Below are 23,702 nucleotides of genomic sequence, written 5' to 3'. Positions count from 1 at the left end.
TAACGCTCGACGCAGCAAAAAGGTGCATTCGTGGTTATAGATACCGAAGGCTGAAATTCGTTGAAAACCCTCGGTCGATGGCAGGATTGAGAGGAAGAACACTGAGAATAGTCCGACGACGTCCCATGCGCGGCGGAGCGTTTGCTGATCCGAGCGCTGCAAGCTGTACCTGACGCTGTCCGTTCCCGTCTTGCATAGCCGCAGAATCTCGCGTCGCTGTTCTTGCGTGAGGCTGTTCACCGGTTTTTTTGTTCGCGCGACACCATCAGATGGTCGGCGAAAATCCCGGGCGCGGCAGGCGTCTCACGTTGATTGCGCTCTAATCCCTTGAGGCGCGGCTTTATCCTTACGAAGGCATATGCCACTATCAAGAAGAATGAGTTATTCGATCGCAAGATCGGCAAGAGTGTTCTCGTGGATCGCGCGTTCATCGTTGCCGCCTGGTCCGCCACGATCGACTTCAGCCGCCGGTTCTCTTCCTCGAGCTGGCGCAGCCGGCGCATCTCCGACACCTCCAGCCCGCCGTACTTGCTCCGCCAGGTGTAGAAGGTCGCATCCGAGATCCCATGCCGCCGGCACAGCTCGGTGACCTTCGCGCCGCTCTCGGCTTCTTTCAGAACCGTGATGATCTGCTCTTCGCTAAATCGCGCTCGTTTCATGCCTGCCTTCCTTCCTGGCAGACACTAACCAATTATTGAGATACCTGCAGGGGGAAGACCAAAGTCTTCTACTGCGCGCCTAAATTCCACCGATCATTTGATCTTAACGATGCTTTTAGGACCGGCATGGTTGCAGCGAGATCGGTTTTCGTAGCTCCCTCGTTTGTAGGTTCTCTTGCCGACGACGATTATCATGACGTCGCTTTTGTGAGCGGTCCCGGAGGAGGTCTTGTTCTGCTCCGAACCTCATGGCCTGGCACTACAAAGCAGTACCCGGACGACCTGAGCCTCGCCGACCACGATACGCACGCGGCCGCCGAGTGCGCCGCGATGAAGGGCAAAATTGGGCTATGGAGCGACGCGCATCCCACGCAGCCTCAGGAATTCAGGCACAACAGTACGTCACCGCCGTTGTGCGACGCAAACGGATGCCGTCGGAGCAGCGAGCCGACGAGCGGACCAGTGGTTGGAAACAGCCAAAGCCATCTCTTTGAATGGCCGGGATGCCCGTACTGCGACGCAATTTCAGCCGACTACCAGGTGCCATTTCCCAGCCCGCAGGCAGCCGAAGCCGCTGGCCACCGACCGGCACACAATTGCCCGTGAGCGTAGCACCAACAGATCTCTTTTTTGTATCGCTCCCGTGACGAACGATGACCCCGAGGCGGCGGTTGTCGGGAATTAAGGTCGCCCTCTGGACAAGCTGCCTGTTAAAGGCACCAAATTAAGGCGACCGGAAAGCCACTGGGTGCTGGGAGTGGAAAGTTTGACTCATGCCACGAGAACTTAAAGGCTGGGCAAGGCCGAGACCGCTGCGCGTCGCCTTCCTGGTCGAAGACGGAGAATACGCAAGCCTCGCCTTAGATGGCATCTTCGCGGATTGTTACGACCGTTGGGGCGGGCGCTTCAGTCTGATCGCGCCCTGTTTCAGTGGGCAGATTGCGGCAAGTTATTGGCCGTGGCTCGAAGCCTACGATCCCGACATAGTTTATTCGTATGTGCCGCTGAGCAGGACTGACGTTCTGGAAATACACGAACGGCTTTCTCCCTCTCAATATGCCTTCCACGAGCTGGGCAGCGAACCAAGGCTCGATGTCTTCGGTTTTAAACCCTCCTATAGATTCTCGCCGCTCTCTTCCCTATCCACGATTTTCAGGGTGGCCCGTCACAGCCCTAGGGTCGGCGAAAGCGCTCCCGTCAAGATAATCGATAGTTGGCACACCGAAGAACCATCACGCTCCCTGACGGATAACTTTGGCGCTTATCACGTAAGCCGCGGCGGCGGCATTTACCCGCCGGACGCTTCGGCTGCCGCGAGTTTGGTCACGATTGTCTCGCCAGAAAAGCAGGCGGATCGTCGATATGGCGTTCCGCGCAACCTCAATGCAATCGCGAGCGAGTTCGCCGCCCTTAAGGAGTTCGCCGAAGGACGAGCTACAAGCCTTTCACTTATATCGGCGCTGTTTGCACCAAAGCTTGACATTCGCGCAGGCCGCTGGAGTGGAGCTTTTAATCTTGTCGTCGGCGACAGCTTCACTGACCGCATACTGTTCTGGAATGCGCGCCTGCTCATCCCTGCCTGGCTCGATAGGGATCTTTGTTGCTTACGTGTCGGATTCGACCAGCTCAAGGAACCCGAGTTCTTAGCAACCCTCGGCGACCTCCTGAAGCGCCGCAACCATGTAAACAGCGGCGGGGGTGGTCAATCCCAGCTTGCGGTTCGATCTGGATCGTTGAACGTGGACCAGTTGGCGGAAGCCCGCCAGCTCGTGTTGTCGACAAAGCCATGGAGCACAGTCAGCAGCGAAGCGGTAGCCGGACTCGACGATGTCGTTCCCTCCGCCAACGCGCTTCAAACGGCAAGAGAGAGTAACCGCTTCGGTGGTGGTCTTTTTGCGCAGCCTGAATGGACCCGCTTCGTGTGGTCCTTGCCGATGGCGCAGCCGCCAGCGACGGTACCGGATCATCTTTCGGATGCCCCGGTGCGGCAAGCTTTCACCACAGGCTATTGGTGCACGGATTTCATCTTTGAGTATGACGGACCCGGTCCTCGCTTCGGAAGCAATAATAGATGGATGCTGCCGCGCCGATGGCGAATGGCCGGAGCTTTCAAGTCATCATTAGTTGGTGAGCCGCGGCATGTGCTGCTACCTGTCGGAAGGCGAAGCCGCGACGGGAATCTAACGATCTTTGTCAGCGCAGATAACCCGGTCGAGACAATAGAGATACCGGGAGCCTATAGCGCGACGCGATATGCTCTTGCGCAGGACGGGGCACGGGCCACACCAGACGCTGAGCACGGTCTGGTACGCACCCCAAACAAAGTTGTCTGGATGGCGCCGTCGAACGAGGCTCGTTACCTGACGGGCGTTCTCGGTATGGCCGGGGGGCTTCAGCGGGCCAGCCAGTTTCTTCTGCACCCTTTCCTTCGGAAAAATTTTGCCGAGCTTGGCGGAACGCCGAGTTTGTCGCCAGACCAGGTAACTCCCACCGTCAGTCGTTTACAAAAGAGGGCGCAGCGGGAAGCCGCGTTCGATTTAAGGAATGAAAGTGAGAGGCAGTCCCTGGCGCAACTGATCGTCAAAGCTGCCCGCGAGCTTAAGAGCCCTATGGATTTCGTCAGCTATGACGACCTCAAGGCGAGATGGAAGGAGTACCGAGCGGCCTACTGGGCAGCACATCCTCAGCAAGGCAAACCGGATCCTGACGTAGACTGGGACAAGCACGAGGAGGAATCGCTCGATGAGTGTCTTATCGAGTTGCGCCGCCGCCAGATGATGTTTCAGGGTTATCAATGGACGTGCAGAAAATGTCACTATAAGAACTGGGTCGATCTCGCAGCTCTCTCATTTCAGCTATCGTGCGAGGTTTGCAAACAGTCCGAGCAGACGCCTGTCGATATCCACTGGCTGTTTCGGCCGAACGAGTTTCTGATCGAGAGCGTACGGGACCATAGCGTCCTCTCTCTAATCTGGGCACTATCCGTGTTGCGCGAACGGTCCCGAACCTCGTTCATCTTCGTTGAACCGACATGGTTCGGCTTCACACATGAATCAAAACCCGACGCGGAAGCTGATTTACTTGCAATCCTAGACGGTCAAACGTTCCTCTGTGAGGTCAAATCATCGTGGCATGGCCTTCGTGCCAGCCAAGTTGCGAAATTCGTTGCGCTTGCAAAGCGACTTCGGCCTGACATCGCGCTACTTGCCGTGATGGAGGCGGGTCCTGGACCAAGACGAACGGCCGCCGACCTAGACACTGCTCGTTCGCAGCTAGCCGCTGAACAGATTGAATTCCAGTTGCTTACACCGGATCCGCACAAGCAAGAAGACGATCCTTACCTCCAGTTTGATGCTGAAGAGTGAGGCGGCTATAGTCCATCTTCGATCGATAGTTATGTACTAATCTGTTCGAACCCCTCTGCGAGCCGATTCCAGAACTACATGCGACTATCTTCCAGTTTTCCGCAGAGAATGCGAAAATCGCGTACTGTATGGCGGAAAGAGTCCGTCGGGATCTCGAAATCCCTGCAGTGACCCGGGCGGTTCCAAAATCCCTAAACGACATGCAAGTCATCAACGAATTCGGATACCGGCTCGATGCCGGTAACCAACAGATGATCCCGCGCGCGGGTGCAAGCGACATAGAGCAAGTGGCGCTCTGTGTCATACACTTCTTGCAGATCAGCGTCGTCCCCGACGGTCTCGATGCGCTCCTGCAAGGGAATGACCTCGTCGTCGCAGGCCATAACCACTACGGCGCGGAACTCGAGCCCTTTGGCAAGGTGCATCGTGCTAATCGAAACGTGACCGCTCGCGGTTTCGACATGTTCATCGAGAATCTTAAACGCAATGCCCGCTTCCTTGACTGCCGCGCGCGCACGATCCAGTTGTGCTTCCGATCGGACAAACACCCCAAATTCGTGCGGAAGCACACCGTACTTGGACCGTTCTGCGATCCATTTGCCGACCGTCTTGATCTCCTCGCTTTCATTCTTTAGCGCGCAAATTGTCGGCGGCGGGCCGTTGAACACGGAGACCGTATCGCTCCGAACCTCGCTGTTGCCATCAACGTCGGTCACGACGGGGCCGAGCAGACGGTCCGCTTGCGTTCTGATTTGGTGGGAAGTGCGATAATTGACCCGCAAGGTGCGGGAGCGTCCCCGGATGTCCACGCCGAGGCCCTTCCAGGAAAAGGGCTGCTGGAAGATTCGTTGGCCCAGGTCACCCGCGAAAAAGAGGGCATTGGGCCGCCCTCCGCCCAACGCGGCAAAGAACCGGAGATGGGCGACGCTGATGTCCTGCGCTTCGTCCACGACTGCGAAGTCGAAAACCACGTTCTTGCTCTTTGAGATCGCGGATGCGAGAGAACCGAACAGCTCAGCGAGCGTTATTAGCTTGCGCCTTTTCAACTCGGCACGCGCGCGCTCGAAGATGGACCACAACACCGTCCGCTGCGCCTCTGGAAGCCGCGTCTTTCTTCCGAGCCGCGCTACATCGCGATACTGTTCCCAAGTGCCCAACTGCCACGCATCCACCACCTGCTCCCATTCGGTGATGAGAAAATGCAGGCCAAACTTGTGGCCGCCCACGGCGCTCGCGGCATCTTTCATCAGCTCGCGAATTATTTCGGGGCTGGCAATCGTCGCCTGCCCGAGGTGTGCCTTGTAGAGCCGAAGACCGATGGCATTGAGCGAATGAACATCAATCCGTTCCGCAAGGCGCGGTTCATTGCCCAACAACCGCTTCAACTTGGTTTGCAGTGCGTTTGCTAGCGTGTCGGAAAAAGTCGTCAATAGGACGCGGCGCGTTGGGATGCGTTCTCGCCAGATGAGCGGCACGATGCAACGCGACGATCGTTTTGCCGGTGCCCGCTGAACCGGAGACGCGAGCCGGGCCGGCGTAGTCTCGCTCGACCCATTGCCGCTGCTCTGGATGCAAGAAGACCGTCCACTTCTCCCAGGGGAAATCGAGGGCGCGCTCCAACTCCTCCACATTCGCCATTACACGGAAGCGCCGCTGGGCATCGGGATGTTCAAAGGGATTCGCCGGCACCGCCGCAGGCTGGGGCACGCGGGGCCTGCCGCCCGTAGCCAGTTCCAACAACGCCTCTGCAGCCTCAGCGGGCAGGTGGTCCGTCAAGGCGAGCAGGGTGTCCTCCGTTGCCTTCTTGACGTCATCAAGCCACTCTGCGGGCACGCCGTAGGCGAGTAGTTCGTCATTGGACACTCCGGCGAAAGGAAGTTTCTTCTCGGCGACGGGTTTCGGCTCAGCGGCAAGTTCTGTGTGCACGTAAACTGGAACAACGACCTCCTTCACCGTCTCGCGAATCTCGACCAACTGCGCGGCGCCCGTTTTCGGATGCGTCTCCAGTTTCCGCCTTTCCGCCCAGTCATAGGCGTTGTCGTGGTGGCCAACGTAACAGAGCAAAAGGCTCGTATCGCTCTTGTGGACGATCAGCCGGATGTTGCTGTTAACCCTCACCGACCATAAGTTCTTGTCCTTCGCCTTATCGAGCTTGTGGAAGCTCATCCCGGGGTTGGCGGGGTTGAGCTGAAGATCGAACGCGGTCGTCTTTACCGCCTTCTGCTCGTCGCCGGTGAGGCGGACAAGGCTGTCAGTGAAGGTATCTGCGATGCGGAACTCCATCAACCTTGAACTCGCGGTTTGTATAAAAATTTGGCAGCGATCCTCTGTGCCTTATCCATCCAAAAGTGTTTCAGTTCGTTAACAGGTTTGCCGGGATCATCGTGCCAGCCAATGATGTTGGCGTGTTCAGGGTAGGGAATACCATCGGCGTCGAAGGAGAGTTCTTCCGCAAAGACCGCCGAAGCTGGACCCACGCCGCGGCCGATCGCGGGCTTGGGCGCATGAACATCAAAATGACGAGAGCAGATAAGCGACACCTGTGCTTCTGTTAATTCGTTAGAGCGGCAAACAGAGGTTTCCAGTCGACCGTTCTTGCATTGGTTCCGCCGGGGGATCAGCCGTGAGTGGTGAATCTTCTTTGTTTTGCGTACGACTTGATCTTCCCGATACACGAAGCTGGTGAGTAGTTCATCAGGCCGCACGTCTCCTGGCGACCGGCGGATACAGGTTCTCCAAATACTCCGCAATTTCTTGAAGAGATGATTCGAGAGCGTTTGGACTCGATGTGTCAGTCGGCTTCCAGCCATGAATGCTTCCTCGATGCCCAAACTGACCGGCGAAGTTGATTTTCCCTTGCTCGCCAATACTTATCGAGAACGTCTGAGCATCATCCTGCGTCCAAGTTAGGCATATCTCCCCGTCGGCCTCTGGGACAATGTCCGGTGCGGGCGTTCCCGCCTGGGCTAAGGTAAACAAGGTCGTCACGATCTTGTCCGCATTCGTGATCACCTCATCGCTAACGACAATCTCGCCGTGGCCGTCCCAGTCCGGCTTCCCGCAATGGTCGCGTATGGCGCTCAGCGCTGACCGGATGGTCGGAAGCCAGTCCGAGGCGCTCCCCCGCAAATAGTTTCTCCGTTGGTTCCACTCACTCAACACTTGTTGGCGGGTCGCGCTTATTGCATGGTAGTCGTAGTCACCGCTCAATCGTGAACGACTAATAACGCCGGCAGAACTGATTATTGCGGAACTCATTCGTATAACCCCGCTGCACGTTCTGTTATGGTTCCAAAGAAGGTGCGGTTCTTCAAATCGCGCAGACGTTCGAGGATCGCCCATATCGCCGGATCGCCCGGATTCAGATCTGTCTGGGTGAACGCATCTACATCGAGAATCACGGGCAGCACTCCACCAGCCGCACCACCGCCTTGCGTTAGAGTGAGTATGACTCGTGCACCGGTTTCGGTGTCTACAAGTTGGAACCTTTGGAAAAACGTCTCAACAGCCTGCGGCGCCTCTTCTGGGACATCCACCACCTTGTTGAGATACAACTGATACGATTCTCCAGTTTGCATCGGAAGAGGGAGGTTATTTATGAAACGCGTGGCGATTCTTGTTACTCGCGCAGGTGCAAGGCGTTCTGCGTAAACGTTCCAGATACGAGTAGCTTCGGTTCTCAGGTTTTCCCAGTTCTCGTAGGGCGGCAGACGACTCAACGTGAATCCCGTCAAGCGACATTGAGCGACGTACTTCTCGTCGTTTGAATGGAAACGAATTCCGACCTGCGCCGCCTGTGAAGACGTCTGTAACTCCTGCCCCACGACGGGAAGATTGAACTGTAAGAGACTCTCGGTGATGGCCCCTTTTGCATAGTAGCCAAACGCCGAGGCGTCCAATCCTGCTCTCAATGCATCGAACGTGAGACCTTCCTTTGGCGTGACCTGAATATCAATCAACGCTTCAGTAATCGGCGCTCGCGAGAGGTGACGCTTCCTAGCCATCACTGCACCCTCATCTGCGGGGTGACCGTCGAGGGCGCAAGAACGAGCTGCGCGAACGTCCGCTTCGGCCCGGTGCCTCGATTAAGCTGCTCTTCCATAGTATCAGGCACTCAAACCCGAAACACCTTCATCACTTCGTCGCCCAAGTGGTTGATTACTTTCACCGCTATGCGCCCGGTTTTCGGTTTATCGAATGGCCGCGAGGTGTCGCTGTGCAGCGTCGCCCACGCCTCGGGATCGATCTCTGCCTTTAGCGTCGTCTTGAGAGCGCTATAAGGATCGTTGGCGCCGAGGAAGTAGGCCTGCCGCACGAAGAAGCTCTCTTCGTTGTAGTCGGTGTCGACGAACCAGCAAGCGATGCCGTCGGCGCCGTCGCTGATGACTTCGCCGGTCTGGGGTTTGAAGACGTCCACTCCGTTCACTTTCAGCCGGAGCTTGCCGTCTTTCTCGCTGATCAGATCGATGTCCGGCTCACCGAAGATGACAAACAGATTGCCCTTGCCGGTGTTCTTGAGGTCGTCGGCCATGTGCAGATCGGCGTTCATGCGAGCCTTGAGCACCGGGATGCGGCCCAGCTTATTGAACTCTGTGGTGTGCGCCTCGTAGTTGAAGGCACATCCGATCAGCACGTCGAAACCGGCATCGCCAGCCTCGCGGGCAGCAGCAACGAGGTCGGCGCGCAGCACGGTGCCGAACTCGGGGCCGATGAAAATCGCGGCGCGCTTCTCGGCATCTCCCTCCATGTAGCGGCCTTCGGCGCAGACTAGATCTCCAGGCCACGGTGTGAGGGCGGTGAAGGTGATCCGGTCCTCTTTATGCGCCTGCTGGACGCCGGCGGTCTTGAGGTTTTCGAGAATCATCTGGGGGAAGGACTGCTTGGAGTCGTCTTCATTTACCGTATCGATCAACTCGTCGTTCTCATCGACGCCGAGCACGCGATGGGGACTGAGACTTTCGACGGTGAAGGGACCGGCGACGCGGACTTTCCTATTGTCCGTGTAGGGCTTGTCGTAGAGATATTCGGACTCGGCCTTGGCGGCGATGGAGGCATCGATCTCCTTCTGCCTGGCGATGCGGGCCTGCCACCAGTCAGCGTGAAGTTTCCTCGGTGCCTCAGGCCATTTGGCATCGGCCTCGCGCGGGATTTCCCACTCTTGCCACGACTGCTCGAGCGCGGCGTTGAGCTTTTCGCGCAGCGGCTCGAGTACGGCCTGCCACTTGTCCGAGATGACATCGATTTCGGCGTTGTTGGCGATGGACTTGAGCGTGATGTGCGGCACGCGCTCATAGACGAAGCCGTGCCGGATGTTGCCATGCACGGGCTGCGACGACGGCGCGGTGCGGGTGATTTTTGCTTCCTTAATTTGACCTTCGCGGGAATCGGCCAGCAGGTAAAATGGATAGCGTGCGCCCATGATGCGGGCACGGGCCAGCGCCAGCGCCACGCGCGAAGTGTCAATGGTGATCCAGCGCCGTCCCCATTGCTCGGCGACGTAGGCGGTGGTGCCGGAACCACAGGTCGGGTCAAGCACGAGATCGCCCGGGTCGGTCGTCATCAGAATACAACGCTTGACCACCTCTGCACTTGTCTGAACTACGTAGAGACGCTCAGTCCCAATCTGCGTCGAATCCCACCTATCGGTGAGTGGGAGCATTGGGACATCTCCCACGAATCTCTTGTACCGGATCGTATTCGTTGTTTGTTCAATGCGATTCGATTGTGCGATTCGCGTCAATCCCACATGAGTCGTCTTCCAGTGTGTTCCTTTTCTGATAGTGAACACCTCACGATTGAAAGAGAACTCACGACTCGCGTTCTCCGATTCACCCTCAGAGTAGAGCGGGAAGAGCTGAAATCGACGAAGCGGGTCAAGTCCGGCGTCGTCCTTTTTCTCGTCGTTGGTCAGCGCGCGAACACAAAACTCGGATACTTGATACTGGTCGTAGCGATCAAGGGAAGTGTGTCCCGCCTTTCGCTCAGTCATCAAGGGACGAAATTTTCCTTCCGCTCGGCTCTTTGAAAACCAAAGTATGTAATCCGAAGTGTTAGACAAATAGTTCCCTTCTATGCCCCCGGTCTTCTGGAACGTGACCTGAATGATGAAATTATCTTCCCCGAACACCTCGTCCATCAGCGCCCGCACTCGATGTACGTTTTCATCACCGATCTGAACAAAAATGGATCCCGAATCCCCGAGCAAATCCCGAGCGACGGTGAGTCGGTCCCGGAGATAGGTGAGATAGCTGTGAATGCCGTCGCGCCAGGTGTCGCGAAAAGCTTTGACCTGCTCCGGTTCACGGGTGATGTGGCCGGAATTGCCATCCCTCACGTCGCGGCTAGTGGTGCTCCACTGGAAGTTGCTGTTGAACTTGATCCCATAGGGCGGGTCGAGATAGATGCACTGCACTTTGCCGCGCAGACCCTCACGCTCGGCCAGGCTGGCCATGACCTGCAAGGAATCACCGAGGATCATGCGATTCGACCAGTTCTGGTCGTGCTGATAGAACTCGGTCTTATCGACTCCTTCGGGAATGCCGTTGAAGTCGGCAAACAGGTCGGCCTGCGAGCCCATCTCCTGCGCCTTGACTTCTTTGGTTTGCTTGAGCAAATCGTCGATGAGTACTTTGGGCTGGACCTTTTCCTGGATATAGAGCGGCGGCGCGTGGACGACGAGATCGCTCCAGTCCTGCTCATCCTTCCCGCGCCAAACGAGTTGGGGATCGAGGTCGGTGTTGCGCGGGTATTTCACCAAGCGCGACGCCCCCTGCTCCTTCTGTAGGACGGACTCGTATTCCGCCGTGGGAATGTTCTTCCGCTTGGCCTCATCGTGCTTGAGAGTCTCGACGGTCCTGGTTGCGGATTTCTTGGCCATGACTATTAGTTCCCGGCCGCCAGTTGCGCCGTAGCGGACTCGATCATCTTGTTAAACTCGCTTTCGACTTTGGCTTTGAAACCAGACTCGATTTGGTAAACATCGGTGAACTCGGCAAACGCCCAGCGGCCATAGGTGCCGAGATGGTTCACGCCGGGTATCCAGTAAGTGTCCATGGTGGATTTCTTTTCCTTCGCATCCTCGCGGCGGTAGCCTTTGATCTCGACCACGAGATGCAGCGGGTCGTCGGCACCATGGCCGTCATCCACCAGCACGATGAAGTCGGGGAGATACTTCCGCGGTTCGGAACCGTACCGGTATGTCACTTCCAGCCCGAGATTGTGGTTCTTGGTGTAGGCGATCACTTTCGGATGCGATTCGGCCACGCGGCAAAACTCTGCTTCCCAGTCGCTATCGAGCACGACCCAGTTGACCTGGTTTTTCGGCGGCGGCCCGCTGGTGTCCCATCGGTCGGCGCGTGAGGTGTTGAAGCGGACATAGAAAGTAGAACCCGTGGGGTTGTAGGGGTCAAGCAGCGCCTTGATCAGACGTTCTCCAAGGAACTTCCGGGTGATAGCGTCGGTGATGCGGTTGCAGGCGATGTCGGCGAGTTCCTGGTACATGAGCTGCGCAGGATAGGTCCCGCCTTTACAGACGAGGCAGGTATCCAGCCATTGCTTGGCGACGCGCTTCAGCTGGCCGAACAGGTAGAGCTTCGGCTCCTCGCCGGAATCGCGCCATTTCGTGTAGAGCAGCCGATGGGTGAGGTGAAATACGAGCGTAGAGGGCCGCATGTCGGCGAGGTGCTCGAGGCTAAGGTCTACGCCTTCGCCGATGATGCCGGAATTGCGAGTGATTGACGGGCCGACGAGGTCTGGGCTGAGTTCAAGGATCGAGTCGTCGTTGAAGTCGGCAGTCAGCCGCTCCTCGGGCAGCTCGACGCGATAGCCCTCGACGCGGGGAAAGCGGATTTCAAGCGCGTCGCGCTCGGGGCGAATGGCCTTGACCTGAACCGTCTCGCGCGGCGGCTGCGGCGGGGCGATGACCGGCCTCGCGGTGAAGTCGAAGGGAATGCCGAAGATATCGGCGTATTCGACGTTGAATAGTCCTTTATCAGGTCCATCTTCGTTCAACTCGTAGGACTGACGGCGCAGCGCGCGACCAATGACCTGCTCGCACAGGAGCTGCGTGCCGAAGGCGCGGATGCCGAGGACGTGGGTGACGGTGTTGGCATCCCAACCCTCGGTGAGCATCGAGACGGACACGACGCATCGGATCGCGCCGCCGAGCTGGCCGGGCTTGCCGACGGTGTTCATCACTTCGCGGAGCAATCCCTGGTCGGTGATGTTGTCACCGGCGCGGGCATCACCGCTTCGCTCGACTATCTCACGGCGAAAGCGTTCAATCTCGTCGGCAGCCATGCCGCGAAAGTTGTCGTCGAGCGCATCGCCCGCTTCGAGTTGCTCACTGTCGATGAGCAGCGTGTTCGGGCGCGGGAGTGGATTGCCGGTGGTTTCGTCGAAATTGCGGAACAGTGCATGGCGCCCGTTTACCAGCGTGGTGGTTCCGTCATCGTTCTTGCGGTGAAAGCCGGAGATGAAATCGTAAACGAGCTTTGAGATCGCGGTGTTCTGGCAGACGATGATGAAACAGGGCGGTACCTTGATGCCATTATCCTCCCAGAGCTTGAAGGTCTTCGCGTAGTGGCCGTACAGGGCTTCCAAGGCCGTCTGCAAACGAGTGGGGAGCTTGAGCGGGTCGAGTTCTTCGCCTTTGCCGCGTCCCTTCTTGGGCATTTCATTGCGGATATTCTCCCAGAGGTCGCGGAACATGGGCATCTCTTTGCCGGGGATGTTCTCCGCCACGGGAACACGCGGCAGTTTGACGATGCCACACTCGATCGCATCCATGAGTGAGAAGTCGCTCACCGTCCATGTGAACAGCGTGCCTTCACCGTAACCGGAGCCACGCAGGAAGAAGGGCGTCGCGGAGAGATCGATGACGCGGCTGAGGCCGAGTTTGCGGTTCACGGCTTCGAGGCCGGAAATCCAGGTGCGTGCTGCCTCGTTATTTTTTTCGGCCTCTTTCTTCTCGTCGCCTTTCAGAGTTTCATCGTCGATGTCTTTCGGCTTTTCCCGATAGCAGTGGTGCGCCTCGTCGTTAATGACGAGAATGTTTTTCATCCCCATCAGTTCAGGCATGACGCGCTGGATCATCTGGCCTTCAGTTTCGAGGGTCTTGAGTTCCTCCCCCGTTCGACCTTGGAGGAGTTGGCGTCCGCCTTTGGAAATTTCGATTCGCTCGCGCAGCATGAAGGCATGGTAGTTGGTGATGACGATCTTGGCCTTCTTAACGTCGTCGAGCATGTCACCGGGAACCAGTTCGCGGCTGGCATAGTAACTGTCGGGATCATTGGGTTGTAGGACGCGCAGCCTATCCTTGATCGTCAAGCCGGGTGTGCACACCAAAAAGCCGCGCGAGAAATTCTTGCCCGCGGGGTGTCGCGCAGCATTGATTGTCTGCCAGGCGATGAGCATGGCCATCACGGTGGTCTTGCCCGCACCCGTGGCCAGTTTCAGTGCGAAACGCAGCAGCTCGGGGTTGGCATCCTTGTTCGCTGCACCGAGTTTGTCGAGAATCCGCTTGCCGTTGGCGGATTGGGTTGCGACCTCGATCAGCCAGATTGCGGTTTCTGCCGCCTCCACCTGACAGAAGAAGGGGCGAATATCGCTGAACTTGTGATGCCTCCAGTGCTGAAGGAGCCGAGCGGTTTCCGGCGTGACTTGCCACTGATTGGGATTGGGCAATGAGCGCCACGCGTCCACTCTTTGTCGCACTTCGTTAATGTTGGAATCTGTCTCGTATTCTTGCTCTTTGGTCGAGAGGCCCTTGCCTTCGTTAAACAAAAGTCTCGACTGCCCGACGGCCTTGCGCTTCTTCGGCTTGGGGATGGGCGTGATGAATTTGGCTGCGCGTCGGCGGTCGATAATGTTCTGCGTGGGCTGCCCAGCGTCATCGAGCTCCCAATGCCTCGACGGGTATTCATAGGGAGAGTTAAGGATCGGGTGCTCAAAAAATTCATTCGCCATGTTTGCCGCCGCTCACCGCGATTTTCGCTCGTCGAGTCCATGCGTTTTTCGCCATCGCGCGGCGCGCTCCAGTAACGATTTCCCCGTGGCGTCGGGCTGCGTTCGCTCGATCACGGGCAGATACCAGTAGCCGGCTCCGCTTTTCGACGCCGCAAACCTGGCCGGTCCAACCGCGACTGTGCCGGTTCTGCCGTCATCGTCGCATTCAACGGTGAGCATGGACGCCCAAGGAAGCGCGGCGAAGGTAGGAAGCCGGTCGTTGGCGAACGGGACACTCATACGACCGCGCATGATCGCTGAAAACATTTTCTTGTCAACGCTGATCCGTGTTTCTGTTGGGGCATCGGCTGGCCATTCTACCACCGAGATAGATCGGCCAATCGTTTCAGCGTGCGCGAGCAGGAGATCAGCGATGGTGTGGTGATGGCACGCGAGCGCTCCATCGAACGACGGAAACTCGCAGGCGCAGTAAAAGATCACCCTTCGGCGTTCATCCGCTGCACGCACCGCCAGATCGAGCAGATCGGCGACACTCGCCGGATTTTTGATCTGCACGCCTCCACGACCAGTTGCTATCGCGAGGTTGCCGAGGTCCTGCATCCATCGGTAGCGCCCCGGTCCTACAAGGTCGCGGAATGCATTACCGACAAACCCTTTGGCCCGCCCTTGCCTACGCAAACGAGGATCGACGAATAGAGGCGGACGGAACTCCCGCGATTTCTCGGCCTTGTCAAATGCCTCTACGAGTTGCTCGGTCGCACTGCCCCACCCCCAGTAACCCCACGAAAACAGTGTGATGGTCATCGTGGCGTGCGGAACCGCGCCCCTGTTAGTATTCGGTCGGGAACGCGGATGAAGCCGAGTGCTCCCTTGAGTGGAATCGGCTTCGCGAGAACGCGCGGATTCTTAAGAACCCAGTGCCACTGACCGCGGTTCGCCCACTTGCTTTTGGAGCCTCGGATGCAATCGACAACCTCAACCGATCCAACGATTGCTCCGGTGGCCAGTTCGCCCGGGTCGAGATTGAGATCGCGAGCTTCGCCTGCTTCCACCTTGAGGGAAGCCTGAATCAAAATCCGTCCACGGAAGTGGGTCCGCATCGGCCTGTTTTCGACGTCTTTGCCAAGATGGAGAATCGCATACGCCCAAGGCTGCCGGATTGATATAGCGCGCTGTTCATTTAAACCAGGCAAATTTCCCCTCCTTCATCTGTGCTTCAGAGTCAAAGATGATCCGGAATAGTGCACACATTGCTGGCAAGGCTCTGAATACCGCAGCAACGTATCATTATCGCCTGCGAAACTGAAAATGACTATCACCACTCTGTGCCAAGTGCCTCGAAGGGTGAGCGACTAGATACAGAGGCCTCAACCCTTGAGCTTTAAGATCGATCCAGCTCGTGAGCCGGCAGCAGCGCGAGAATACTATCTCTGTATTTCTGCCAAAGTCAGCATAGAGTGGCATTTAGAGCGCAGAATTAGAATTCGGTTCGCCCAACGTTGCGCAGCTACATTCGACTGATTGTCGGGACCTGTGGAGAAACATTTTCGTCTGTCCTTGTATGGACCGCTCGTACCATTTATTTCGTTGCGCATGCCCTGCATACAAATATTGCATGATGGCCTCATAGCGGAATTGATCGATTACTTCGAAATAGTGGCGACGATGGCTTTCCCATCCGATCCGGAGAAGCGTTGGAATTTCGTGCTGCAGAACCTAGAAGCAGTGAGAAAACTTCCGCCAACCGGCGGGATTGCTCGTCAGAAGTGGGAAACCAAAATGTCAAATCTGATTGAGGCGGGATTTTCTCTCTCGAATTTCGATCAATTTCTCTTCAATTCACTTCCTCCAATCGTGACCATCAGGTCAAATTTAAATGATGAATCCTTGGCGAATTTCAGCAAAGGAACGGTTGCCGGGCAGATTCTGTTCATATTGATCCAACTCGCTGAGAGAGCTCCGCAGTATGCGACGCTAGGTAAAGCCAGATATTTGGCAATGACTAAACTAAGAGAAAAAGCTTTAGGACCCGATGGGGCCTTAAAGTTCGATGTTGCATTGTCAGAGCGGTCTATAATAAGTGCCTGGGTCGACTTCGGGACGGTTTGCCATTTGTATGCGGCCTTCTTGCAAATGCAAACAGAGATGGCGGTTGACATGAAGTCGGGTGAGCTGAGCCGTAAGACGATGCGGGAATGGCTTGCAGTTGCTGAAATGTTTAGAAAACGCGGGCAGCAGCACCGAAGCCTCGGGTCCCGGGAACCTGCGTTGGACGAGACCAAAATGTGGAAGGTTCCACCGCATATCGATTTGAAGGTTCCTTTTAAGTTATCGTTTCCGCCGGTCAGTAAGGCTGATCTTGCCGAGTTAAAAAACTACAAACACCCCCGAAGATTCTAAGGAGCTTCTCGCGCTCAGAGGTGGTGCAAAGTTGCGCTGCACTCCGTGACAGGGGTGTTGCCGTCTGCCTATACCCAACGGCATGTGGTTAAGGGCTGCGGCACAGGGCCATTCGGATCGTCTCGCATTCGCGACTCAGCCGATCGATAGGCTTCTTTTCGCGCGTAGACCAGCGTTCGATTTCTCTGAAAACCACTCTCGAATGTTGGCTAAAGCTGCGCCGCAGCGTGACGCCTTTTCGGCGTCAGCCCGCATTTTCATAACGGGGTCACGAGGTTCGGCGTTCGTTCAATGGGTATCACGCGATAGCAGCGTGGAGCGAAATTCGAGATTTATGGCAGATAAGCCATTTGTGCGAACGCTTTTTCATGGGAGTAACGAGAGCGCGTTCGTAGATATTGGCGCGGTTCGATCCGGCTATGGCCTAAGGCGTTCAAAGGGAGCTCTTCGTGCCTAGTCGATATCTCCGGGACTCTATTCTTGCGAGCAGGACACTCGCCGACCTGTCCGATTTTGCAGAACGCTTGTTTTTTCGTTTGCTCGTGGTAGCGGATGATTTTGGTCGGTTCAATTCGGATCCATCCATCGTGCGCAGCGTTTGCTTTCCATTGTTAACAGACGCGATCAAATGCACGCGAATCGAAAAAGCCCTGGACGAATTGATTCGATCAGGCATTGCTCGTTTTTATTTGGCCGATAGCAAAGTCATTGGCGAGCTAATCAACTTCACGAAATTTCAACAGCCGCGTGCGAAGAAGAGCAAATTTCCTGAACCGGCATCAGGCTTTGTGCAGACATTCGCGAACGTTCGCGAACAATTGCATGCAAACGTAAGTCAAAAACAACATGGTCGCGCAGCGACAGATCGTTATCGTGATCGAGATCGTGGTTCTGATCTTAGATCTGATCCGGATCCTATTGGTGAGCAATTCGAGCAGTTCTATTCAGCCTACCCGCGTCGTCAGGCAAAGCGGGAAGCCGAGGTAGCTTGGCGCAAACTCAACCCTGGCGAGCAGTTGCGAGAGCAAATTCTTGACGACATTCGTCAACGTTATGCCGCGACTGAGCCCAAATTCATACCGCTTCCTGCAACATATCTTCGAGGTGCTCGTTGGACCGATGAAATAATTCGCGACCAGTCAAGGGTCGAATCGGCAGTCGATATGTCCAAGCGGCTGATTATTGAGGCGGAGGAGAGGAACAATGGAAACAGTTCAAGCTCTGAAATTGGTCGCCATTCTGGTCGCAGCCTATCACTCGTGGAAACCTCCCGAGGAAACGTTGCGGCTATACGCAGGGACAGTTGAGCAGCTGGACTTCGAAGCGACCTTTGAGGTGGTGAAGGAGATCATCGAATCGCCGGCTAAATTCGCTCCTTCCGTGGGCGAAATCGTGACCAAAGCACGCGCGAGAATGGAAATAGCCGAACGCGATCGACGTTTGGCCATGCCGTGCAAGCACACGCCTGGAGAAGTTCGCTACGATCCGAAAGGTCGAAAATACGTCGCGGACGAGAATGGTGATCTGCAATTGCGCGAAGTTCCCGATGAGATTCTTAACACCGGACGGAGAGCGTCTTGAAATGATTGGTGCGGCGGCTAGCCATGCCGGGGGGTGGGTCAAATCTCTAGGAGTCGGCGAAGCGTTGACCGTTGGCTAGTCAAACGCGTGTGGCCGCAAGTTAGGGGGTGGGGGGAGTCTGATGGCTGATGATGGGGCGGTGGGGATGATGGAAAACGGCGCGCACTGCTGGCACAGCTCAGCAAACGCGGCACGGCCTCGGTAAGCGACCTCGCCCGCCCGCATCCGATGTCCCTGCCGGCAATCATGAAGCACCTGGACGTGCTCTCGAGCGCCGGGCTTGTCACCCGCACCAAAACCGGACGCACCGTAGCCTGCCAGCTCGGCGCCCGGCCGATGGAACAGGCCGTCGAATGGCTCAACCGCTACCAGGTTTTCTGGTCTGGCAGCCTGGACCGCCTCGCTGCTTTCGTGGAGGAAAAGAAATGAGCGAAGAAACCCTTACTGACAAACCCAGCGTCACGCTGGTGCGTCGGCTGAATGCCACGCCCGCGCAGGTCTATGCCGCGTGGACGCGCCCCGAGCAAATCGTAAAGTGGTGGGGCCCAGCCGGCGCCGACATGCAGCACGCCGTGGTCGACGTCCGCGTCGGCGGGACTTACCGCATCGGCTTTCGCAACCCCGACGGTCAGGAGAACGAGGCCTCGGGTGTCTACCGTGAGGTCGTGCCCGATCGCCGGCTGGTCTTCACCTGGACTTGGCGCGCGACCCCGGAACGCAATTCCCTGGTCACCGTCGCGATCGAGCCCGTCGACGGCGGCTGCGAGCTTACCTTCACCCACGCCCAGTTGTTCGACGAAAGCGTTGCCGCGAGTCATCGCGATGGATGGACCGGCGCTCTCGACAAGCTCGAAGCACTCGTTGAAGGCAGTTTGGCGGGATGAACTATCCATCGACGTCGCACACGATGAAGGTGCCGGGCGCGACTCTCTACTACGAGGTCAGAGGAAGCGGCCCTGTTCTCTTGATGATCCCCGGTGGTCCGGCCGACGCCGGCGTTTTCTCAGGCCTGGCGGGATGTATCGCCGACCGCCACACGGTCGTCGCATACGATCCGCGCGGGAACTCTCGCAGCATCTTCGATGGTGCGCCGGAGAAGCAGCAGCTAGACGTTCATGGCGACGATGCGGCCCGGCTGATCGAGACTGTCGGCACCGGGCCCGCCTACGTACTCGGCAGCAGCGGCGGCGCGCAGATCGGTCTGAACCTAGCGGCGCGGCATCCCGCGCGCGTGCGCACTCTGGTGGCGCACGAGCCGCCGTGCATCCAGATGCTGCCCGACGCGTCGCAGGTACTGACGGCTACGCAGGAAGTGTACGACACCTACCTACGCGACGGCGTAAGGCCCGCGATGCAGAAATTCATGCAGATGGCCGGGCTTGGTGGACCGCCGCCGCAGGCCGCGCCGCCACTGCCCGAGGCGCAGGCGGCGTTCGCGCGCTTTCAGGGCAACATGGACTACTTCCTCGCGCATGGGCTCTGGCCGATCTCGATGTTCGTCCCCGATGTCGCCACGTTGCGTGCGGGCCCGGTCCGGGTCGTTGTTGGTGTCGGCGAAAGTACTAAGGGCCAGATTGCATATCGCACGGCGGTCGCGCTGGCCCAGAAGCTTGGGACCGAGCGAGCTACCTTCCCGGGCGATCATAACGGCTTTGGAGCGCGTCCCGAGAGTTTCGCCGCGACCCTACATCGGGTGCTCCGTGGAACATGACGGCGACCAGTGACCTCTCGCCGCTATCGTAGTTCGCCGCATGGCCAAGGAGAACAACAATGATCACCATCTCTGCCTTCAAGTGGGTTCCGCCGTTCGCGCAGGGCCAGGTGCGCGATCTTCGCGTGCGATGGGCGCTGGAAGAGGCCGGCCTGCCCTACCAGGTCAGGCTAATCGACGCCGACGACCAGGCGTCGCCCGACTATCGCGCGCAACAGCCCTTCGGGCAGGTGCCGATGTTCGAGGAGAACGGCCTCGTCCTCTTCGAAACGGGATCGATCGTGCTGCACATCGGTGCTCGGAGCGAGGTGCTCGTTCCCGCCGATGATGCCGGGAGGGCGCGCGCGATCACTTGGTTGTTCGCGGCGCTCAACTCTATCGAGGTCGTCTTGCAGCCACTCGCCGAGCTCGATTTCTTCTTCCCCGACCAGGAATGGGCGAAGCTCCGCCGCCCGGATGCGGAGAAAGCGGTGAAGCGGCGGCTGGCGGAGCTCGCGGCCTGGCTTGGCGATCGTGAGTATCTGGAGGACCGTTTCACGGTCGGCGACCTCATGATGTCGACCGTGCTCCGGATCGCAAGCCACACGGACCTAGTAGACGCCGAGCCCAAGCTGAAGGCATATCAAGGACGGTGCGAGGCGCGGCCGGCCTTTCAGCTCGCGCTTCGCGATCAACTGGCCTCGTTCGAGAAGCGCTGAGCGGCGCTCGGCGGAGGGCAAATCACGCTCGGACTGTCGGCGGATGGTGGGCACGACGGCTGCCAACGTCCGCCATGAGCCGAAGCCGTTGGTGTCGACCGTGCCACTATTCAATCCTCACTCTGTTGGCTGAGCCGATGAATGGGGATGGCACGACGGCAACCTCTTCGGATGGAACAGGTATAGCGCCGTGAGCGAGGAAGACATCGTCCGTTCTCTGTTGGATTACCTACGATCAGTGACCGCTTGCCCAGTTTTGGCCTATGCCGAGGCGCCCACACCGATGAGCGGAGGGTATGACGCCACGATACCCAGATTTAGTTTACAGAGCGCGCCTGATCCGATTTCCGGTCCGCTAGTGCTTCGACTCTTTCAGGCAACCGCGGACGCCCCGCGGCGCCACGTGAGGCCGCCGTGCAGAACGCGCTGGCAGAACTGGGTTATCCCGCGCCACGTGTTTTTATCGCCGAGGCACGCATAGAGCCATTAGGCGGTCCCGGCCACCCAACCGGCACATACGGGGTTTTCAATCGTCGACGGCGTCCGCTCAGGTTGAACGGGCGGCGCGATGAGCCCGCAGGTCGCAGAAGCCGTCGCTTTCGACCTGCAGTGCGCGATTGAATCGCGCGCGCATGTTTTCCATCGCGACGGTCGCGGTGAGGTCAACGATCTGCTCGGTGTTGAAGTGGCGTTTCAGCTCCTCGAACACTTCGTCGGGAACGTCCACCGAGCCGAGCGTCATTTCCTCGGTGTAGCGTAGCGCCGCGCGTTCGGCCGGCGTGAAAAGCGGATTCTCGATATAGTCGTCGACCGCGGCGAGTTTTTCTTCACTAATCCCGGTCGCGCTGCCACCGGCAGCATTGATGTCGATTCAGAAAACGCAGCCGATCATCTGCGCTGAGCGGAGGCAGACCAGGCGCTTCAGTTGAGGGTCGGTCACTTTATAGGCCTCGACCGACTGCATGAAAATCGCCATCGCGACGGTGATTCCGGGGCGATACGCCCACGCCTTGAACGGATTCAGGACTTTGTGCATCCGGCGCTTCATCATCCAGACCAGCGGCTTGAGCATCCAACTGAACTGTTTTTCTTCGAGCGGTTCGATACGCACGATTGGCTCTCCTGATTTTACGCGGCGCGCGCGCTGGCAACTTGGCTGGCTGCTGGCGTGCGATAAAGAATCACCGCGATCGCGATCAAAAGAATCGCCGGCGCGAGGATTCCGAACAGTTCGGTCGGTAGATGCTTATCCGAGAGCAAGCCCTCGGCATGCGACCAGATATGCAGGATCGAATGCATCACACCCGCCACCGCGGCGACGACGATTGCGATCGTATTGCGATATGGATCGATCGCGGCCGCGGCGAGACCGATCCCGACGGCGAGAAAGAACGTGCCGCCATCCATCACCAGATAACGCTTCGCCGAAGTCGACTTGCGCGTGCCCGGGATCGTGCCGTAGCGGCACGAACATCTCGCGCTGCCGCTGGCGGCGCTCGTGCACGTAGGACTTTACGATCGTGATCCCGCCGCCGTACCCGTGCTCGTCCCGCAGCCGCTCGAAGATCCGGCGCTGTTGGGCCTCGTCACCCACCCGCTCGAAATCGTCTCGCTAACAGCGTTGGGGGAATTGTGTCGGCTTTGGGCTAAAGACCCAAAGCTGGCGTGGTCGGCTTTGGGCCTCGCTTTCTCGCTTTGCCAACTGGAACCGATAACGCCTGATAAACCGCGGGGTCCAAATGAGGGCGTCCACACTGACGAAAGACTGCGCAAGGCTCTCGAGGCGGCCGAACAGTTCTATCGCGAGAGCGGCGATTGGCGGACACTGCCGCCGCCTCCCCCAGCGTGGGTAAAGCTGGACGGCAAGAATCGGCGCCGGCGGCATTATCGTGACATCGCCCATGGGCGCGATGACGCCGTTAATCCGGCAGACGTCTGGGTTGAGCCAGCCACTCGCTGGTATTCTCAATATGCCGCGAAAATCCTTCCACTGCTTCCGTTAGACGGAATCTTTGCTAGTGGTGCAAGAGGCCCGTTCCTCAAGTTCCTCTGGGAGCTTCTGAACTGGACGATCCAGAAAAACGCGCCTCCTTGGGTGAAGCCTGAGCGGCGAGATCGAACACCGGCCGATTTATACGAATGGACACGGTCTCTCGGACAAACCCTAGGTCGCGTCTCGGGACTTCTTAGGCTTGAGGAGATTCGTCCGAGATTTCTTGAACCGATTTTCGCGCTGGAAGGGGACGCGTGCTGGGCGCTCCTTGCACCTTTCACGAGTGCCTACGTCTGCGCCTATGTCTATGATGCGGTCGTGATTCCTGCAGACGCTGTCGCGATCCTCGACCTGTGCTTGGGCCGCTTCCTGGCGTCGCCCGCTTTCAAGCGTGCGTCGTACCGTAGCGGCGAGTTTTACGGCTTCGATCAGCCGAGGTTGATCAAAACCTTAATGTTCGTCTCGGTGGAACACGCAGCGCTGGCTGCACGATACGTGAACGGCGATTGGTCCGAGATCAGTCGCATACTCCCGCTCATCGATCGCTTCGTGCGCGCAGGCGGCTGGACGGTGTCGATCATGGCGCCATTCCTGACGCTCTGCGAAAGGGCGAAGGCGTCATATCCGGCCGACGTATTTGCTGATCAGATACTGACCGTCGTCGGTGATGGGTCAGAGCAGTTGAAAGGCTGGCAAAACGCCTCTGTTCCGGCGCGCATTGCGGGACTCGTCCAGCACTTCGCAGATCGCGATGCTCCGATGCCGCTTCATCTGGCGCAGAAGTTTCTGCGCATCCTTGACCTGCTCGTCGACATGGGCGACAGGCGAAGCGCCGCTCTTCAACTCGGCGAGGACTTCCGAGAAATCCGAACTGCAGATTAGAGACGACGAGCTTCCTTTGGACCCAGCTGGACCTGGACTAGGGGACTTTTGATAAGATTAATGAGCGTGCTCTAAAAAATCTCGTCATGGCGGCCGGAGAGGAACCCGCACTCGCAAGAAAAAGCGAAAAAGAGTTGAGATCGGTGGAAAGCGCACCGGCTCGACGGCGAGCGGAGAGAAACCCTGCGAGATCCGCTACGTTGCAGCCTGTTGACGATTCTCTGGGTCCCTTTGATTGTGGTGAAGGCGCGCACACGCGCGGATTTCGCGCGCATCGGCGGAGAATGCGCACATTTGGAGACTGCTTGGCGGAGCAAGGGCGACTCGAACTGCCGCGCCACTATTGAAGCCAACTCATCCCAAAAGCTTCGGAGTGTTCGGACCGTCTTCAACCTTGCAGAGAGCTTTATTCGAGCAGGATCAAGCTCTTTCCGTCTCTGAGGCCCA

At 57.8% G+C, this 23,702-nt stretch carries 20 protein-coding genes and 3 pseudogenes; 9 read left to right on the top strand and 14 right to left on the bottom strand.

Annotation, left to right across the window (positions count from 1 at the left end; genetic code table 11):
* Positions 1–240, bottom strand: a 240-nt coding sequence (locus Q7S58_RS02950; RefSeq protein WP_304820637.1) for a hypothetical protein, incomplete at its 3' end; no start/stop codon positions are given.
* Between the two features lie 197 nt (positions 241–437).
* Positions 438–659, bottom strand: a pseudogene (locus Q7S58_RS02945) (transposase); the annotation flags it as partial.
* A 773-nt stretch (positions 660–1,432) separates the two neighbouring features.
* On the opposite strand from Q7S58_RS02945, the gene Q7S58_RS02940 reads away from it, so the two are divergent.
* On the top strand, positions 1,433–4,024 hold the full coding sequence (locus Q7S58_RS02940) for a hypothetical protein (protein ID WP_304820635.1): 2,592 nt from the start codon (positions 1,433–1,435) through the stop codon (positions 4,022–4,024).
* A 191-nt stretch (positions 4,025–4,215) separates the two neighbouring features.
* On the opposite strand, the pseudogene Q7S58_RS22015 reads toward Q7S58_RS02940, so the two are convergent.
* From Q7S58_RS22015 to Q7S58_RS02895, 8 genes and pseudogenes are all read right to left on the bottom strand, one after another.
* Positions 4,216–6,307, bottom strand: a pseudogene (locus tag Q7S58_RS22015) (UvrD-helicase domain-containing protein).
* Complete coding sequence (locus Q7S58_RS02925) at positions 6,307–6,729, bottom strand: hypothetical protein (protein ID WP_304820630.1); 423 nt, start codon at positions 6,727–6,729, stop codon at positions 6,307–6,309. The pseudogene Q7S58_RS22015 and the gene Q7S58_RS02925 overlap by 1 nt, the downstream one beginning before the upstream one ends.
* On the bottom strand, positions 6,719–7,282 hold the full coding sequence (locus Q7S58_RS02920; protein ID WP_304820628.1) for a hypothetical protein: 564 nt from the start codon (positions 7,280–7,282) through the stop codon (positions 6,719–6,721). Before Q7S58_RS02920 ends, Q7S58_RS02925 begins: the two co-directional genes overlap by 11 nt.
* Entirely contained in the window at positions 7,279–8,028 is a 750-nt protein-coding gene (locus Q7S58_RS02915) for a TIGR04255 family protein (RefSeq protein WP_304820626.1), read from the bottom strand. Before Q7S58_RS02915 ends, Q7S58_RS02920 begins: the two co-directional genes overlap by 4 nt.
* Positions 8,029–8,138: 110 nt before the next feature.
* Entirely contained in the window at positions 8,139–10,901 is a 2,763-nt protein-coding gene (locus Q7S58_RS02910; RefSeq protein ID WP_304820624.1) for a site-specific DNA-methyltransferase, read from the bottom strand.
* Between the two features lie 5 nt (positions 10,902–10,906).
* On the bottom strand, positions 10,907–13,990 hold the full coding sequence (locus tag Q7S58_RS02905) for a BPTD_3080 family restriction endonuclease (RefSeq protein ID WP_304820622.1): 3,084 nt from the start codon (positions 13,988–13,990) through the stop codon (positions 10,907–10,909).
* A gap of 12 nt (positions 13,991–14,002) precedes the next feature.
* Entirely contained in the window at positions 14,003–14,794 is a 792-nt protein-coding gene (locus Q7S58_RS02900; RefSeq protein ID WP_304820620.1) for a hypothetical protein, read from the bottom strand.
* Positions 14,791–15,183, bottom strand: coding sequence for a hypothetical protein (locus Q7S58_RS02895; RefSeq protein ID WP_304820619.1), 393 nt, complete (start codon positions 15,181–15,183; stop codon positions 14,791–14,793). Before Q7S58_RS02895 ends, Q7S58_RS02900 begins: the two co-directional genes overlap by 4 nt.
* Positions 15,184–15,625: 442 nt before the next feature.
* Here Q7S58_RS02895 and Q7S58_RS02890 point away from each other — a divergent pair, with 442 nt between their 5' ends.
* From Q7S58_RS02890 to Q7S58_RS02860, 7 genes are all read left to right on the top strand, one after another.
* Entirely contained in the window at positions 15,626–16,390 is a 765-nt protein-coding gene (locus Q7S58_RS02890) for a hypothetical protein (protein ID WP_304820617.1), read from the top strand.
* A gap of 449 nt (positions 16,391–16,839) precedes the next feature.
* Complete coding sequence (locus Q7S58_RS02885) at positions 16,840–17,697, top strand: hypothetical protein (RefSeq protein WP_304820615.1); 858 nt, start codon at positions 16,840–16,842, stop codon at positions 17,695–17,697.
* Positions 17,672–17,971 (top strand): hypothetical protein, encoded by a 300-nt coding sequence (locus Q7S58_RS02880; protein ID WP_304820613.1) that lies wholly within the window; start codon positions 17,672–17,674, stop codon positions 17,969–17,971. Before Q7S58_RS02885 ends, Q7S58_RS02880 begins: the two co-directional genes overlap by 26 nt.
* A 165-nt stretch (positions 17,972–18,136) precedes the next feature.
* Positions 18,137–18,400: an ArsR/SmtB family transcription factor gene (locus Q7S58_RS02875; RefSeq protein WP_370655445.1), complete on the top strand. Its 264-nt coding sequence runs from the start codon at positions 18,137–18,139 to the stop codon at positions 18,398–18,400.
* Positions 18,397–18,855, top strand: coding sequence for an SRPBCC domain-containing protein (locus tag Q7S58_RS02870; protein WP_304820611.1), 459 nt, complete (start codon positions 18,397–18,399; stop codon positions 18,853–18,855). Before Q7S58_RS02875 ends, Q7S58_RS02870 begins: the two co-directional genes overlap by 4 nt.
* Positions 18,852–19,682: an alpha/beta fold hydrolase gene (locus Q7S58_RS02865; protein WP_304820609.1), complete on the top strand. Its 831-nt coding sequence runs from the start codon at positions 18,852–18,854 to the stop codon at positions 19,680–19,682. The genes Q7S58_RS02870 and Q7S58_RS02865 overlap by 4 nt, the downstream gene beginning before the upstream one ends.
* A 59-nt stretch (positions 19,683–19,741) precedes the next feature.
* Positions 19,742–20,380, top strand: a complete 639-nt coding sequence (locus Q7S58_RS02860; protein ID WP_304820606.1) for a glutathione S-transferase family protein — start codon at positions 19,742–19,744, stop codon at positions 20,378–20,380.
* Between the two features lie 547 nt (positions 20,381–20,927).
* Here Q7S58_RS02860 and Q7S58_RS02855 read toward each other — a convergent pair.
* The 4 genes and pseudogenes from Q7S58_RS02855 to Q7S58_RS02840 form a co-directional block, all read right to left on the bottom strand.
* Positions 20,928–21,122, bottom strand: a complete 195-nt coding sequence (locus tag Q7S58_RS02855) for a carboxymuconolactone decarboxylase family protein (RefSeq protein ID WP_304820604.1) — start codon at positions 21,120–21,122, stop codon at positions 20,928–20,930.
* A gap of 129 nt (positions 21,123–21,251) precedes the next feature.
* Entirely contained in the window at positions 21,252–21,491 is a 240-nt protein-coding gene (locus Q7S58_RS02850; RefSeq protein WP_304820603.1) for a hypothetical protein, read from the bottom strand.
* Between the two features lie 17 nt (positions 21,492–21,508).
* Positions 21,509–21,787 (bottom strand): hypothetical protein, encoded by a 279-nt coding sequence (locus tag Q7S58_RS02845; RefSeq protein WP_304820642.1) that lies wholly within the window; start codon positions 21,785–21,787, stop codon positions 21,509–21,511.
* Positions 21,788–21,791: 4 nt separating this feature from the next.
* Positions 21,792–21,953: pseudogene (locus tag Q7S58_RS02840) on the bottom strand (IS21 family transposase); the annotation flags it as partial.
* Between Q7S58_RS02840 and Q7S58_RS02835 the strand changes: the two are divergent.
* Positions 21,879–23,255 carry a hypothetical protein gene (locus Q7S58_RS02835; protein WP_304820640.1) on the top strand — a complete coding sequence of 459 codons (1,377 nt, stop codon included), beginning with the start codon at positions 21,879–21,881 and terminating at the stop codon, positions 23,253–23,255. The pseudogene Q7S58_RS02840 and the gene Q7S58_RS02835 overlap by 75 nt on opposite strands.
* Positions 23,256–23,702 lie beyond the last annotated feature (447 nt).

It is taken from the genome of Candidatus Binatus sp. (assembly GCF_030646925.1).
In the GTDB taxonomy this organism is placed as follows: domain Bacteria; phylum Desulfobacterota; class Binatia; order Binatales; family Binataceae; genus Binatus.
The sequence above is the reverse complement of the archived record's forward strand: the minus strand, read 5'-3'. Positions and strand labels throughout refer to the sequence as shown.

Bases quoted from the DNA above. Each gene is read 5' to 3' on its own strand.
- Q7S58_RS02940 (WP_304820635.1), top strand. From the start codon at position 1,433: ATGCCACGAGAACTTAAAGGCTGGGCAAGGCCGAGACCGCTGCGCGTC.
- Q7S58_RS02920 (WP_304820628.1), bottom strand. From the start codon at position 7,282: ATGAGTTCCGCAATAATCAGTTCTGCCGGCGTTATTAGTCGTTCACGA.
- Q7S58_RS02915 (WP_304820626.1), bottom strand. From the start codon at position 8,028: ATGGCTAGGAAGCGTCACCTCTCGCGAGCGCCGATTACTGAAGCGTTG.
- Q7S58_RS02910 (WP_304820624.1), bottom strand. From the start codon at position 10,901: ATGGCCAAGAAATCCGCAACCAGGACCGTCGAGACTCTCAAGCACGAT.
- Q7S58_RS02905 (WP_304820622.1), bottom strand. From the start codon at position 13,990: ATGGCGAATGAATTTTTTGAGCACCCGATCCTTAACTCTCCCTATGAA.
- Q7S58_RS02900 (WP_304820620.1), bottom strand. From the start codon at position 14,794: ATGACCATCACACTGTTTTCGTGGGGTTACTGGGGGTGGGGCAGTGCG.
- Q7S58_RS02870 (WP_304820611.1), top strand. From the start codon at position 18,397: ATGAGCGAAGAAACCCTTACTGACAAACCCAGCGTCACGCTGGTGCGT.
- Q7S58_RS02865 (WP_304820609.1), top strand. From the start codon at position 18,852: ATGAACTATCCATCGACGTCGCACACGATGAAGGTGCCGGGCGCGACT.
- Q7S58_RS02860 (WP_304820606.1), top strand. From the start codon at position 19,742: ATGATCACCATCTCTGCCTTCAAGTGGGTTCCGCCGTTCGCGCAGGGC.
- Q7S58_RS02855 (WP_304820604.1), bottom strand. From the start codon at position 21,122: ATGACGCTCGGCTCGGTGGACGTTCCCGACGAAGTGTTCGAGGAGCTG.
- Q7S58_RS02845 (WP_304820642.1), bottom strand. From the start codon at position 21,787: ATGGATGGCGGCACGTTCTTTCTCGCCGTCGGGATCGGTCTCGCCGCG.